Below are 13,288 nucleotides of genomic sequence, written 5' to 3' on the forward strand. Positions count from 1 at the left end.
GCGGCGAGAGGCGATACCTCCGACGCGGCGGACGGATCGCCCGGCCGGGTCCGTGGTGGCGTGTCCGCGCGCCGCCGACCGGTGATCCGCCGACAGGGGGAGGGGCGTCGGATGGCGAGCGCGGGCCGGCTGATCCGCGCGGCTCGGCTGGCTGGCTGGAATCGGACTGCCGGCGGCTGGGCGGGTGGCCGGCGAGCTCGGCGGCTGGTGGCGATCGGGCTGGTGTGCTGCCTCGGCCTGCTGGCCGGGGTCGCCGCCGCCAGCGCCGGACCGTTCGCCGATCCTGACGGCGTGCGCGACTCCCCGGCCAGCACCGCCCTGGGTCCCGGCGGCATCGCCGAGGTCGTGGGGGACGAGTCGGAGCGGGTCGCGGCGCGACGCGACGCGGTGGCCGAGGCGTCCCGCCGGCCCGCGGCGGCCGCCGCGACCGGCTCGGCCGCGACCGGGCCGGCGGCGGAGTCCGGCGGGTCGCCGAGAACCGGCGGGGGGCCGGTCACGGGCCTGGCGGCGGCCGCCGGGCTGGCGCCGGTGCACGGGCCGGCGCTGACCGTGGAGCTTGACGACGCGCCGCGGGAGAGCCGCCGCGGCCCGTATCCGGCGGGGATCCTCGCTCCGGGGCCGGACGATCTGGTCGTGCACCAACAGGACGTGCAGGCGGTCGTGAACGCGCTGTGGGCCGGCGGCGCCGAGGCGATGACGATCATGAATCGGCGGGTCACCGCCCTGACGGCCGTCCGGTGCGTGGGCAACACGCTGCTGCTGCATGGCGAGGTCTTCTCACCGCCGTTTCGGATCACCGCGATCGGCGGCCTGGCCGCTCTGCGCTCTGCGCTTCGCGACAGCCCGCAGATCGCGATCTACCAGCAGTACGTCGCCGCCTACCGGCTGGGCTACCGCGTCAGCGAGGTCGCGGACATGAGGATGCCCGCCTACGACGGGCCGTCGACCCTCGCCCGCCCGGGCAACGCGACGGGCCGGGCGGACTGAGCCGGAGACCGGCTCAGGCGAAGGCGGCTGCTCGCAGGGTCTCGACCTCGGCGGACAGCTCGGGTGCCAGCCGGCGCGCGGCGCCACCGTCGCCGCACTGGTCGAGCCAGCGCGCCAGGATCAGGTGACCGCCCTGGGTCAGCACCGACTCGGGGTGGAACTGCACGCCCTCGAGTGGCAGCTCGCGATGGCGCAGCGACATCACCACGCCGCTGTCGGTCCGGCCGGTCACCTCGATCTCGGCCGGTAGGGTGCCCTCCTCCACGGCCAGCGAGTGGTAACGGGTCGCGATGAACGGCGACGGCAGGTCCGCGAGGACGCCGACGCGGTCGTGGTGGACCTGGGAGGTCTTGCCGTGCAGCAGCTCCGGTGCGCGGTCGACCGTCGCCCCGAACGCGACGCCGATCGCCTGNTGTCCCAGGCACACCCCCAGCAGAGGGGTGCCGCGCCGGGCGCACTCGCGCACCATCGGGATGCTCACCCCGGCCGCCTCGGGCGTGCCCGGCCCCGGGGACAGCAGCACGCCGTCGACACCGAGGTCGCCGAGCTCCGCCGGCGTGATCTCGTCGTTGCGGCGCACGACGCACTCGGTGTCGAGCTGGCCGAGGTACTGGACGAGGTTGAAGACGAACGAGTCGTAGTTGTCGACGACCAGGATGCGCATCAGCGCGCCACCTCCCTGCTTTTCGGTACTCGGACTCATCCGGTCCCGGTCCCGGTCCCGTTCTGCGGCGCTCCGGCACCTGCGCCGCCACCGCCACCGGCGCCGGGGCCGGCGCCGGTGCCGCTGCCACGGTTGGCGCCGACCGCACCGAGCAGGCCGGTGCGGCTCGGGGACGGGTTCGGCTGGGGCTGGGTGGCCGCGGGGCTCGGGCTGGCGGTGTCCGGCTGCTCGGTCGGCTGCTGGTCGCTCGGCGGGGTCTGGGTGGGGCTCGGCGGCGGGGTCGTCTGGACCTGGGCGGCGACCGAGAGCTGGACCGTCGACCCGCGGGGGACGTTGCCACCGGAGGGCTGCTGGTCGACGACGGTGCCGGGGGCCACGTTGTTGTTCGCCACCGACTGCTGGGCCGCCTTCAGGCCGAAGCGGCCGAGCTCGGCGACGGCGTTGTCCAAGGAGCGGTTGCGCACGTCGGGGACGTTGACGTTGTCGCTGACGACGTTCAGCAGGACGGTGCTGCCGGGCTTGACGGCGGAACCCACCTGCGGATCGGTGCTGTCGACCGTGCCGACCTTGTGGCTCGTCGCGTTCGCGTAGGGGACCGAGTTCGGCACCAGGCCGAGCCCGCGCAGCTCCGCCTCCGCGGTGGCCTGCGACTTGCCGACGAGGTCGGCCGGGATCGCGATGTCGCCGGCGGCCTTGCCGATCGACAGGGTGACCACCGCGTCGACGTCGACCTGCTTGCCCCCGTCCGGGTCCACCTTGGTGACCCGGCCCGCCATGTCCGGCGCGTCCACCGAGACGATCGTCGGCTTCCCGGTGTAGCCGGCGCTCTGGAGGCGGGCACGGGCGTACTGCTCGGACTGGCCGACGAGGTCCTTGGGCATGGTGAACGACTTGGCCGTGTGGTCNCCGNCGCCACCGCCGAGGAAGGTGGTCGCGAGCAGGNCCACCGCGACGAACACGACGACGATGCTCAGGCCGGCGAGGACGTACTTCAACGTCTGCGACCGCTGCTGGTCCGGCACCGCCCGGCGGTCGATGGCGCCGGTGAGGTCGTAGCGGTCGAACGGACCGGTGCCGAAGCGGCCGTCGTCGTAGGCGTCGTCGCGGTAGGAGGTCGCGTCGTCGTCGAACCGGTCGTCGGGGTAGCGGTCCCGGGTCGGGTAGCCCGCCCGGTCGCCCCGGCCGAGCAGCGCGGTACCGGCGGTGGCGGCGGGGCCGAGGGTGGTGGCGGCACCGCTGGCGCCACCACCTCCCATCATCGCCTGCACCCGGCGTCCCGCCAACGCCCGTTCCAGATCGTCGCGCATCTCACCCGCGGTGAGGTAGCGGTCGTCCGGGTCCTTCTCCATCGCCTTCAGCACGATCGCGTCGGCCTCGGGGGAGATGTCGCGGTCGTGCGCGGACGGCGGGTCCGGATCCTCGCGGACGTGCTGGTAGGCGACTGCCACCGGGTTGTCCCCGCGGAACGGCGGGGAGCCGGTGAGCAGCTCGTAGAGCAGCACCCCGGTGGTGTAGACGTCGCTGCGGGCGTCGACGCGGGCCCCGCGGGCCTGCTCGGGGGACAGGTACTGGGCGGTGCCGATCACGGCCGCCGTCGCCGTCATCGTCGAGGACGTCGCGGTGGTGGCGCGGGCGATGNCGAAGTCCATCACCTTGACCGAGCCGTCCGGGCTCAGCATCACGTTCGCCGGCTTGATGTCCCGGTGGATGATCCCCATCCGGTGGCTGTAGTCCAGCGCGGCGCAGACGTCGGAGGTGATCTCCATGGCGCGGCGCTCGGTGAACCGGNCCTCGGCCTGCAGCGCGTCGCGCAGCGTCCGGCCCTCGATGAACTCCATGACGATGTACGGGATGTGGGTCCCGTTGATGACGTCCTCGCCGGTGTCGTACACCGAGACGATCGCCGGATGGTTCAGCGCGGCCGAGGACTGCGCCTCCCGCCGGAACCGGGCGAGGAACGTGGGGTCGCGGGCGAGGTCCGGACGCAGCGTCTTGATCGCGACCTCACGCCCGAGCCGGATGTCGCGTCCGCGGAAGACCTCGGCCATCCCGCCGTAGCCGATGCCCGCGCCCAGCTCGTAGCGGCCACCGATGAGCTGCGGCGCCGCGTCGGGTGTGTACATCTCCGTCGCGTCGGTCACGAATACTCCCCTGCCGTCGCCCCTCCCGCGTCGGAGAGCGCCGACCCGGCGTTGCCGCTGACGATTTCATCACCGAATGCGTTCGCGTACACCACTCCTGGTGGAGTGGCCGCCGAGTTCGATTCGGAGCCCTTGCTGGAGAACAGCTTGTTGGTCACGAAGGCGGTGATGGCGACCGTCAGGACCAGCAGGATGATCAGGACCGGTAGCGGCATCGGCCGTCGGGCCGCCGGGCCGGATCGGCGCCGGGCCGCCCGGCCCGGCCGAGCCGGGTCCGGTTCGGCCGGGCCGGGCGGGCCGCCCGGTGGCCGGGACCACGACGGGGGACCCGGTCGGTAGAGGGTGCCCGGGTCTCGGCTGTCGCGGCGGTCGCCGCGGTCGCCCGCCCGGTCGCCGCGGTCGCCCGCCCGGTAGCCCTGCTCGCCGTACGCCGTCTCGGCGCCGTAGCCGCCCTGCTCGCCGCGATGGTCGCCATAGCCCGTGTCGGGACCGAACGACGGGCTGTGCATCGCCGTCGCGGGCAGCTCGGCGGCGCCGTGCGGGGGGCCCGCCGGCCCGCCGGGCACCGCCTGGGTGTGGTCCGACCCGGCGCCGGCCCGGCCCGGCCCGCTGGTTCGCCCGCTGGTCGGCGGCGGGGGAGTGACCCATGAGGGCGGCCGGTTACGGGAGGTGGGCCGGCGGCTGCCGGGCCCCGAGGGGGGCAGGCCGGTGCCCGGACCGGGGTGGCGCGCGGTCGCGTCCGGCGCGTCGCCCGGGCCCGGCCATCGACCGGTGTCCGGGCTCCACAGACTGCGCCGGATGCCCGCGGCGGAGCGGGCGAACGCGCCTGCGGAACTCGGCCGGCGGGCCGGGTCCTTGGCCATGGCCGACTCGACCAGGGCCCGCACCTGGTACGGGACGTCGGCGGGCAGCGGGGGCGGAGTGTCCTGCTGGTGGGCCATCACGACGACGATCGGGTTGCGGTCGTCGAAGGGCCGGCGACCCGCGAGACACTCGTAGGCGACGACGCCGAGCGAGTAGACGTCGCTGGCCGGCGTCACCGGCCGCCCCGACGCCTGCTCGGGGGAGACGTAGTACGCCGTGCCCATCATGATGCCGGTGGCGGTCAGCGGGGCGGCGTCCACCGCGCGGGCGATGCCGAAGTCGGTGACCTTGACGGCGCCGTCCGGGCGCAGCAGCAGGTTGCCGGGCTTGACGTCGCGGTGGACGACGCCGAGGGCGTGGGCGGCCTGCAGCGCGTCGGCGGCCTGGCCGAGGATGTCCAGCATCCGCTCGGGCGACAGCCGCTTCTCCCGGTGCAGCGCGGCCGACAGCGGCTCGCCCTCCACCAGCTCCATCACCAGGTAGGCGGTGGGGTAGTCGTCCGCGGTGGCGACCTCGCCGTAGTCGTAGACCGAGGCGACCCCGGGGTGCGACAGCCGGGCGGCGTGGCGGGCCTCGCCGCGGAAGCGCACCAGGAACGACTCGTCGCTGGCGTACTCCGGGCGCAGCAGCTTCACCGCGACGGGGCGACCGAGGGTCTGGTCGAGGCCCCGCCAGACCTCGCCCATGCCGCCCGCGGCGATCCGGCCGTCGAGCCGGTAGCGGTTGTCCAGGACGGTGTTCGGCGAGGCGGCGCCCGCGAACGGCTGCGACGGTGAGGTGGGGTTACCCGGCGAGTTGTTCATGGTCTGTCCAATGCGGCCTGCATGACCTGTTTCGCGACGGGGGCGGCGATGGCACCACCGGTGCTCAGCTCACCCCCGCCGTCCTCGACGATGACGGCGACCGCCACCTTGGGCGCGTCCGACGGGGCGAACCCGACGAACCAGGCGNGCGGCGGCTCGCCCGTGCCGTGTTCCGCGGTTCCGGTCTTCCCGGCGACGGAGACGTTGTCGATGCGCGCCTTGCGGCCCGTTCCCGACGTCACCACGCTCTCCATCATGGTCCTGAGTTCGTCGGCGACGTCGCTGCTCACCGGCTTGCCGAGTTCCTTGGGACCGGTCCGGCTGATCGTCTTCTCGTCCGGNCCACGCAGCTCGGAGACGAGGTAGGGCTTCATCTCGGTGCCACCGTTGGCGATCGCCGCGACCACCTCCGCCATCTGTAGGGGCGTGACCCGGACGTTGTACTGGCCGATCGCCGACTGCGCGGTCTGCGCACCGTCGAGCTTGGTCGGGAACACGCTGCGGGCCTGCTGCAGCGGGAAGTCGGGGAAGGTCGAGTTCAGGCCGAACGCCTCGGCCTGCCGGCGCAACGTCTCGGCGCCGAGATCGATGCCGAGCTGCGCGAAGGCGGTGTTACAGGAGATCGTCAGCGCATGGATGATCGTGTCGGTCTCACCGTCGCCGCACCNCTCGCCGTCGAAGTTCGGCAGCCGCACCGTGCTCAGCGGCAGTTGGAGCTCGTCGGGGGCCGACACGCGGGTGTCGGGACTGCGACCCGCTGACAGCGCCGCCGCGGCGGTGATGAGCTTGAACGTCGACCCCGGCGGATAGGTCTGCTGCGTCGCCCGGTTCAGCAGCGGCTGCGCCGGGTCGCCGGAGAGCACGCCGTAGGCGTTGGTCGCCGTCTTCTCGGTGTGGCTGGCCAGCGGGCTCGGGTCGTAGGACGGGCTGGTCACCATCGCCAGGATGGCACCGGTGGACGGGTCCAGCGCCACCACGGCGCCCTTGCGGTTGCCCAGCGCCTGCGCGGNGGCCTGCTGGACCGCGGGCACGATCGTGGTGACCACGGAGCCGCCGCGGCGCTGCTTGTTGGTGAGCAGGCCGGTCACCCGGCTGGCGAGCAGCCGGTCGTCGTCGCCGGAGAGGAACACGTCCTGGGAGCGCTCCAGCCCGGCCGCGGTGAACAGCGTGTAGTAGCCCGTGACGTCGGAGTAGAGCGAGCCGGCCGGGTACTGCCGCTGGAACCTGTACTGGTCGTTCGACGGGGTGGACCGCGCGATCTCCACGTCGCCGGCCAGGATCGCCCCGCGTTCGCGTTCGAGCCGTTCGGTGATCTGGNGGCCGTTGGTCGGCTGGGTCTTGAGGTCNCTCGCCTCGCCGACCTGCAGCCAGTTGGCGTTCACCAGCAGCGCGGCGAACAGGACCAGGCAGGCGACGGCGACCTTGCGCACCGGGCGGTTCATGTCGTCTTCACCACCTGGGTGGGGCTGTCGGCGACCGCGCCCGGATCGAACAGCGGGGCGTCCGACGCCGGCTCGGGCGCACGGCGCGCGCTGTCGCTGACCCGCAACAGCAACGCGATGATCGCGGCGTTCGCCACGATGGACGNCCCACCATAGGAGACGAACGGCAGGGTGAGCCCGGTCAGTGGGATGAGTCGCATAACCCCACCGACCTGCACGAACACCTGGAGCGCCAGGGTGAACGACAGCCCGGTCGCCAGCAGCTTGCCGAAGGCGTCCTTCGCGCCGAGGGCCGCACGCATACCGCGCAGCACGATCAGCGCGTACAGCGTGATGATCGCCATCACCCCGGTGAGCCCCAGCTCCTCGCCGAGGCTGGCCATGATGAAGTCGGTGTTGGCGAAGGNCACCTTCTGCGGGTGGCCCTCGCCGAGGCCGGTGCCGGTGAGCCCGCCGGCCGCGAACCCGTACAGGCCCTGGACGAGCTGGTAGGAGGTGCTCGACGGGTTGTCGCCGTCGAAGGCGTGCAGCCAGCCGTCGACGCGGACCTGGACGTGGCTGAACAAGCTGTGNGCGANCACGGNGCCGATCATGAACAGCACGAACCCGATCAGGAACCACGACGCCCGCTCGGTGGCGACGTAGAGCACGACCATGAACATGCCGAAGAACAGCAGGGAGGAACCGAGGTCGTTCTGCACCACCAGGATGCCGAGGCTCGCCAGCCACGCCACCAGGACCGGGCCGAGATCGCGGGCGCGCGGCAGCTTCACCCCGAGCACGGACCGCGACGCCAGGGACAGCACGTCCCGCTTGTTCTCCAGATAGCCGGCGAAGAAGATCAGAATAATGATCTTCGAGACCTCGCTGGGCTGGAACGAGAACGGCCCGACCCGCAGCCAGAGCCGGGCGCCGTTGATGGAGGTGCCGATGCCCGGCACGATGGGCAGCAACAGGCCGACGATGCCGATCAGCCCGGCCGTGTAGGCGTAGCGGGAGAGGTTGCGGTGGTCGCGCACCAGCGCCAGCACCAGGACGAAGACCACGACCGCCAGCAGCGTCCAGACGAGCTGCACCTGCGCGGCGCTGGGCGGGATGTGGGTGCCGGCCTGCTTGGCCGCCTGGCTCTTGGCCAGGTCCAGCCGATAGATCATGACCAGGCCGAGGCCGTTGAGGGCGACGACGACCGGCAGCANCACCGGATCGGCGGCCGGCGCGAACCGGCGGACCGCGAGGTGTGCGAGCGCCCACAGGCAGAAGAAGCCCAGGCCGATCGAGAAGATGCCGAGCGAGAGCTCGCCGATGTCGGCGAAGGTCAGCGCGGCCAGCGCGCTGGTCGCCAACACCCCGGCGAAGACCAGCAGGACGAGCTCGCGGCGGCGGTACGGCGGCAGGTCGGTGCCCTGGGGCAGCGGCAGGCCGGCGAACGTCGCGGTGAGGTCCGCCGACCTCGGCCTGCGCAGCGGAGGAAGGGGTATCGGCGGGCGGGTCATCGCTGGCCTGAGGTCACGGGGACGTGGTGGGTACGGGCGTGCTCGGGCAGCCTGGGACGGCGGCGCCGGCGGGGCTCGCGGACTGGCACGCCGCGGACATCAGACCGGCGGGGTCCAGCGACGGGGACTTGGGACGGTTGGTCGGGGACGGGCTGGGCGTCGCGGTGACCGGCTGCCGCGTGGGGGCCGGCGTGTGCAGCTGGGCGATGATCTGCTTCCCCTCGTCCCGGCTGTTGGCCGGGATGCCGTGGCGCACATCGTCCTGATCGGCCGGGGAGATCTCGGACAGCAGGCGGTCGCTGTGGGAGACCTTCGACGAGAGATGGACGCCGGCGATGCTGCCCTTCACCCCCTGGAACAGGGCCACCCGCCCGTTCTCGTCGACGCCGACGTAGTACTGGCCGCGCACGTAGGTCCACCCCGCCGCGGCCCCCGCGACGACGAGGACGAACACGACGGTGGAGACGAACAGGATCCGCCGACCCGAGCGGNGTCGGCCGTCCCCTTCTCCGTCCGCGTCGTCGCTCTCGCCGTCGCCGCGGTCGCTGGCCTGCTCCTGGCGGTCCCGGCGGTGGAAGCCCGACCGGCCGATCCGGGCCGCCTTGGCCGCCGCGGACTCGGTGTCCGGGTAGCGCGGGTCGGGCCCGCTGCGCGCGGACGCGGCCCCGGGCACCACCCGCTTCTCCGCCGCGGCACCGGCGACCAGCGGGTAGGGCCGGCTCTCGCCGTGGTCCTCGGAGATGTCGGCGACGACGACCGTGATGTTGTCCGGGCCGCCGCCCTTGAGCGCCAGGTCGACGAGCTGGTCCACCGCCTCCTGCGGGGTGGGCAGCAGCAGCGTCTCCAGGATCGTCTCCTCGCTGACCACCCCCGACAGGCCGTCGGTGCACAGCAGGTAGCGGTCCCCGTCCCGGGCCTGGCGCACCGACAGGTCGGGCTCGACCTCGCGGCCGTCCAGCGCCCGCATCAGCAGCGAGCNCTGAGGGTGCGTGTTCGCCTGCTCGGGAGTGATCCGGCCCTGGTCGACCAGGTCCTGCACCAGCGTGTGGTCGTGGGTGACCTGGCTGAGGATGCCCTCCCGCAGCAGGTAGGCCCGCGAGTCCCCGACATGCAGGACCCCGAGCATGTCGCCGGAGGAGAGCACCGCGGTCACCGTGGTGCCCATGCCGTCCAGGGCGCTGTTCTCCAGCNACATCTCGCGCAGCTGACGGTTGGCGTCGCGGACGGCCTCGTTCAGCTCCGTCACGAGGTCGTCGCTGTCGATGTCGTCGTCGAGGTCGGCCAGTCGGGAGATCACCATGGAGCTGGCGACCTCGCCCGCGGCGTGCCCCCCCATGCCGTCGGCCACCGCCAGCAGGCGCTGCCCGGCGTAGGCGGAGTCTTCGTTTCCTTCCCGTACGTGCCCGACATCGGAGCGGACGGCGAAGTGAAGCCTGAGGCTCACCGGTGGAGCTCCAGGACCGTCTTCCCGATCCTGACCGGCGCGCCGAGAGGTACCGGCATGGGACTGGTCACCTTCGAACGGTTGAGGAATGTGCCATTGGTCGAGCCCAGGTCCTCGACGAACCACTGTCCGTCGTGGGGCACGAGTCTCGCATGCCGCCCTGATGCGAAGTCATCCTCGAGGACCAGAGTCGAGTCCTGTNCCCNTCCGATGGTGACAGGTGACGATCCTAGGGGAATCGTTGTGCCTGCCAAGTGCCCCTTGGTCACCACGAGTTTGCTCGGAGACTGTGGCTTGCGTGCCGGTTGTGGCGGGGTCCGAGGGGGTGTGGGCCGCGCCATCGGCGGTGGCTCGCGCCGCTGTTGACGCTTCGTCGGGCCGAACATGTCCAGCCGGACGGCGCGCACGGCGACCAGGACGAATCCCCACAGCAGGGCGAGAAAACCGATCTTGACGATCAGCAGGACGAGTTCGCTGGGCTCGGTCGGATCCATCGGCCGCTACCAGCCCCGATCCGACCGCGACCGCCCACGCCCACCGTCGCCGCCCGCCGGGGGGTCGAGCTGGCCCGGCAGGTACGTCTGCGCGTCGTACACGTCGTCCAGCGGTTCGAGGCCGCCGTCGGGCCCCGCCGCGCCGCGGGCGGGCCGGGCCGGCTCGCGGTAGCGGTCGACGGCGTCCTCCCGGTAGGGGTCGGGCCGGCGGGGACCGTCGTCGCGGCGGTCTCGCGGATCGCGGCGATACGGGTCTCGCCCGCCACGATCCGGCAGCGGGCGATCCGGCAGCGAGCGATCAGGCAGGGGGCGATCCGGTCCGGTGTCGCGGCCCGGGTCCCGGGGGCCGGGATCGCGGCGGGGCGGACGGGCCTGGTCACGGACCCGGCCGACATCCGACCCCTGGTCGTGGCCGCGCCCACGGTAGCCGGGGTCGCTGCCCGCCCGGGCGGGACGGTCCCGGTAGGGATCCGTCGGGTAGGGCTGGCCGCCGCGCGGCTCCCGCTCCTCGTACGGCTCCGGCCGGCCGCCGCGCGGGGTCGAGCCACGCCGGTACGGGTCGTCCGGCGGGGGCGTGGGGCGCCGGTCCGGCGGGGCCGTCGTGCGGTGCCCGATCCGCTCCGGCGGGGGGGTCGCGCGGGAGGGCGTCCGGCCCGCGACGCTGCCCCGGCCGTCCTCACGGCGGAACACGATGGTCGCGGTGCCAAGCTCGATCCGGTCCCCGCTGACGAGCTTGACCTGGGTGGCCGCACGGCCGTTGACAAGGCTGCCGTTCGTCGAGCCGGCGTCGACATAGAGGAACTGCCCGTCCGGCAGCCGGNGGATCTCCCCGTGCCGCCGGGACACACCGGTGTCGTTCAGCCGGATGTCGCACTCGACGCTGCGCCCGATGACGGTGGTCTCGGCGTCCAGCGGGTACTCCCGCTCCCCGCCGCCCCCCGTCCCGCCCGGGGCCTTCGTCGTGATCAGTAGATGGGGGGTGCCGGGCGCACTCGGGCGCGGACGGCCGCGTCGCCCGCTGACGACCCCCGGGTCCGCCGCCGCCACGCTGCTGCGGATCCGGAAGACGCCGACGTCGAGGTCGGCCGCCTCGGACATCCGGACGGACACCGGGCCGACGAAGGTGTAGCGCTGCTCAGCCGCATGCTCGCGAACCATCTCGGCCAGCTCGTCGCACAGCGCTCGGTCATACGGGGAGAGCCGGGCGAAGTCGCCGCTGGCGAGCTCCACCGCGAACTCGTTGGGCACCAGCACGCGGTTGGAACTGACCGCCCGCCGGTCGTCGGTCTCCCGGGCCAGCGCGCTGGCGATCTCCACGGGCTCGACCCCGCCCTTGAACACCTTGGCGAACGCACCCTCGACGAGGCCGCCCAGGCGCCGTTCGAAGCGTTGTAGCACGCCCATGCTCGACCTCCCTTCTCCCGGTCTGTGAGATCGTATGCCCCAGGGCGCGGACGCCCCACGGCTCGGCCGCTTGACAGGTCCACCGCGGTAGGCGACCCCCCGACGCAGCGGACATCTCCNACGTGATAGCGTGTCCCCTGGTTAAGAGATAGTCCCACTCGGGCGAGTGGCGGAATGGCAGACGCGCACGGTTCAGGTCCGTGTGTCCTAGCGGACGTGGGGGTTCAACTCCCCCCTCGCCCACGTCAGCCCCTACCGGTGCGTGCTGCGCCGGTGGGGGCTTCCTTATTTTGCCGGGGGGGCCGAGCCCCCCGAGCCCCCCACGGTGGCCTGGCCTGGTCGGGTGGGTGGCGGGGGGCGCGGGGGTGCGTCTTTTTTTGGTGCCTGGGTCGACCACCCCGTCTGGTGCGGGGTCGTTGTGGCTGGCACAAAGTAGCTAGTTGGGGTCTTAGGGCGACCATTCGGGGCGGGGGTGGGCCCGGTGGCCACCCCACGGGGTGCGGCCTCGGGGGTGGGTCGGGCGGGTGACTGTCGCGAAGTGGACGGCTGATCGTGGGGGTCGGGGTCGTCCTGACGTCGGGCTCGCCTCCGATGGCGTCGGCGCGGTTCCGCGGAACCGTCAGGACCGTGCCAGACCCTCCCGGTGGCGGGTCATGCCGCGGGTATGGGGCCCGCGGAAACGAAGATCATCCAGGTCGGAGGCCGGGCGCGGCGGGCCCGCGGTCTAGCGGGCGGCGGTGGTGCCCAGGGCCGGCTGGGCGGGGCACTTCTGGAGAACGGTTCGCATCGCCTGGGCCTCCGCCGCCACCACCCACAGGTGATAGCGCGATTTCAGGCCCACCTGGCGGGCGATGTACGGGCACTGCTCGCCGGGGCTGGGCGGCAGCCATTCGGCCGCGTCGTGGTCGCTCTTGCGCTGGTTCGTCGGGCCGTCCACCGCGAGCAGGTTCTCCGGGTCGTTCGCGAACTGCAGGCGCTGGGCGTCGGTCCAGTCGAGTGCGCCGGTCCGCCAGGCGTCGGCCAGCGGCACGACATGGTCGATCTGCACCGCCGAGGCGTTGCGGGAACGGTCGAAGCGGATGATCCGGGTCGTGTACGGATCGGTGAGCTCGCCGGTCAGCAACGTGCAGCCGTCGGAGCGCCGCACGGTGGTGCTGCGCATGTCCCGGTGCAGGATGTCGTTGCGGGTGTCGCAGCCGTTGTGGTCGACGTCGGACCAGGCGGTGCCGAACTCGTCGCGCTGGTACTTCGGCGAGTTGTCCTCGACGCGGACCGGCAGGGTGGCAAGCAGCGCGAGCGCCGAGCCCGCGGCGCCCCTGGCGGACGAGCCCGCCGAGCCCGCCGAGCCCGCCGCGCTCGCCGCGCCCGGATCCGCCGCGCCGGTCTGGTCGCCGAGGCTGTCGCAGGCGACCAGCGCCGTGGCCACCGCGAGCAGCAGCGCGAGCCCGACGGACCTGATCCGCCCGGGCGATCCCGGCCGTCCGTCCGGTCCTGCCTGTCCCCCCGCACCGACAGCGCTCGTCCGCACCTGACTCCCCACCTCGACGCCCCG

General features: G+C 73.1%; 8 protein-coding genes, 1 tRNA gene and 17 pseudogenes. 2 read left to right on the top strand and 24 right to left on the bottom strand.

The features are described from left to right. The first annotated feature begins 111 nt into the window (after window positions 1-111). A complete protein-coding gene (locus tag UK94_RS17575; protein ID WP_083866962.1) occupies window positions 112-987 on the top strand; it encodes a DUF881 domain-containing protein in 876 nt (291 codons plus the stop codon). A gap of 13 nt (window positions 988-1,000) precedes the next feature. On the opposite strand, the pseudogene UK94_RS56075 reads toward UK94_RS17575, so the two are convergent. The 23 genes and pseudogenes from UK94_RS56075 to UK94_RS56180 all read right to left on the bottom strand — a co-directional run. Then, window positions 1,001-1,399: pseudogene (locus UK94_RS56075) on the bottom strand (aminodeoxychorismate/anthranilate synthase component II); the annotation flags it as partial. A 1-nt stretch (window position 1,400) separates the two neighbouring features. Further along, a pseudogene (locus UK94_RS56080) lies at window positions 1,401-1,651 on the bottom strand (aminodeoxychorismate/anthranilate synthase component II); the annotation flags it as partial. A gap of 35 nt (window positions 1,652-1,686) precedes the next feature. Further along, a partial coding sequence (locus tag UK94_RS56085; RefSeq protein WP_235488403.1) for a PASTA domain-containing protein occupies window positions 1,687-2,556 on the bottom strand: 870 nt, incomplete at its 5' end. A gap of 38 nt (window positions 2,557-2,594) precedes the next feature. Further along, a pseudogene (locus tag UK94_RS56095) lies at window positions 2,595-3,289 on the bottom strand (protein kinase); the annotation flags it as partial. Window position 3,290: 1 nt separating this feature from the next. Beyond that, window positions 3,291-3,439 (bottom strand): annotated as a pseudogene (locus tag UK94_RS56100) (protein kinase); the annotation flags it as partial. 1 nt (window position 3,440) lies between these two features. Next, window positions 3,441-3,792: pseudogene (locus UK94_RS56105) on the bottom strand (protein kinase); the annotation flags it as partial. Continuing rightward, window positions 3,789-5,459, bottom strand: a complete 1,671-nt coding sequence (locus tag UK94_RS17590) for a serine/threonine-protein kinase (protein ID WP_011607790.1) — start codon at window positions 5,457-5,459, stop codon at window positions 3,789-3,791. The gene UK94_RS17590 and the pseudogene UK94_RS56105, both read right to left, overlap by 4 nt. Further along, a partial coding sequence (locus tag UK94_RS56110) for a penicillin-binding transpeptidase domain-containing protein (protein ID WP_268761417.1) occupies window positions 5,456-5,606 on the bottom strand: 151 nt, incomplete at its 5' end. The genes UK94_RS56110 and UK94_RS17590, both read right to left, overlap by 4 nt. A 1-nt stretch (window position 5,607) precedes the next feature. Next, window positions 5,608-5,800: pseudogene (locus tag UK94_RS56115) on the bottom strand (penicillin-binding transpeptidase domain-containing protein); the annotation flags it as partial. 1 nt (window position 5,801) lies between these two features. Beyond that, a pseudogene (locus tag UK94_RS56120) lies at window positions 5,802-6,126 on the bottom strand (penicillin-binding transpeptidase domain-containing protein); the annotation flags it as partial. Between the two features lies 1 nt (window position 6,127). Further along, window positions 6,128-6,436, bottom strand: a pseudogene (locus tag UK94_RS56125) (penicillin-binding transpeptidase domain-containing protein); the annotation flags it as partial. A 461-nt stretch (window positions 6,437-6,897) separates the two neighbouring features. After that, window positions 6,898-7,046, bottom strand: a 149-nt coding sequence (locus UK94_RS74210) for a hypothetical protein (protein WP_268761418.1), incomplete at its 5' end; no start/stop codon positions are given. 1 nt (window position 7,047) lies between these two features. Beyond that, window positions 7,048-7,307: pseudogene (locus UK94_RS56130) on the bottom strand (FtsW/RodA/SpoVE family cell cycle protein); the annotation flags it as partial. A 1-nt stretch (window position 7,308) separates the two neighbouring features. Next, window positions 7,309-7,473: pseudogene (locus tag UK94_RS56135) on the bottom strand (FtsW/RodA/SpoVE family cell cycle protein); the annotation flags it as partial. A gap of 12 nt (window positions 7,474-7,485) precedes the next feature. After that, window positions 7,486-8,096, bottom strand: a pseudogene (locus UK94_RS56140) (FtsW/RodA/SpoVE family cell cycle protein); the annotation flags it as partial. A 1-nt stretch (window position 8,097) separates the two neighbouring features. Continuing rightward, window positions 8,098-8,394 (bottom strand): annotated as a pseudogene (locus tag UK94_RS76180) (FtsW/RodA/SpoVE family cell cycle protein); the annotation flags it as partial. A 492-nt stretch (window positions 8,395-8,886) separates the two neighbouring features. Then, window positions 8,887-9,372 (bottom strand): annotated as a pseudogene (locus tag UK94_RS56150) (serine/threonine protein phosphatase); the annotation flags it as partial. Window position 9,373: 1 nt separating this feature from the next. After that, window positions 9,374-9,584: pseudogene (locus tag UK94_RS56155) on the bottom strand (serine/threonine protein phosphatase); the annotation flags it as partial. A gap of 1 nt (window position 9,585) precedes the next feature. Beyond that, window positions 9,586-9,838 (bottom strand): annotated as a pseudogene (locus UK94_RS56160) (serine/threonine protein phosphatase); the annotation flags it as partial. Continuing rightward, window positions 9,835-10,039 (bottom strand): FHA domain-containing protein (locus tag UK94_RS56165; RefSeq protein ID WP_235488406.1); only part of this gene is annotated, 205 nt, incomplete at its 5' end. The pseudogene UK94_RS56160 and the gene UK94_RS56165, both read right to left, overlap by 4 nt. A gap of 5 nt (window positions 10,040-10,044) precedes the next feature. Beyond that, a pseudogene (locus tag UK94_RS56170) lies at window positions 10,045-10,332 on the bottom strand (FHA domain-containing protein); the annotation flags it as partial. Between the two features lie 6 nt (window positions 10,333-10,338). After that, on the bottom strand, window positions 10,339-11,152 hold an 814-nt coding region (locus tag UK94_RS56175), incomplete at its 5' end, for an FHA domain-containing protein (protein WP_235488408.1). Between the two features lies 1 nt (window position 11,153). After that, window positions 11,154-11,736 (bottom strand): annotated as a pseudogene (locus UK94_RS56180) (DUF3662 domain-containing protein); the annotation flags it as partial. Between the two features lie 160 nt (window positions 11,737-11,896). Here UK94_RS56180 and UK94_RS17620 point away from each other — a divergent pair. Next, a tRNA-Leu gene (locus UK94_RS17620) sits at window positions 11,897-11,979 on the top strand. A gap of 481 nt (window positions 11,980-12,460) precedes the next feature. Here the strand turns inward: UK94_RS17620 and UK94_RS17625 are convergent. After that, window positions 12,461-13,276 carry an HNH endonuclease family protein gene (locus tag UK94_RS17625; protein WP_055750714.1) on the bottom strand — a complete coding sequence of 272 codons (816 nt, stop codon included), beginning with the start codon at window positions 13,274-13,276 and terminating at the stop codon, window positions 12,461-12,463. Window positions 13,277-13,288 lie beyond the last annotated feature (12 nt).

The organism is Frankia sp. AvcI1 (assembly GCF_001420875.1).
In the GTDB taxonomy this organism is placed as follows: domain Bacteria; phylum Actinomycetota; class Actinomycetes; order Frankiales; family Frankiaceae; genus Frankia; species Frankia alni.

Excerpts from the sequence above, each read along its gene's own strand:
- UK94_RS17575 (WP_083866962.1), top strand. The coding sequence starts at position 112 with ATGGCGAGCGCGGGCCGGCTGATCCGCGCGGCTCGGCTGGCTGGCTGG.
- UK94_RS17590 (WP_011607790.1), bottom strand. The coding sequence starts at position 5,459 with ATGAACAACTCGCCGGGTAACCCCACCTCACCGTCGCAGCCGTTCGCG.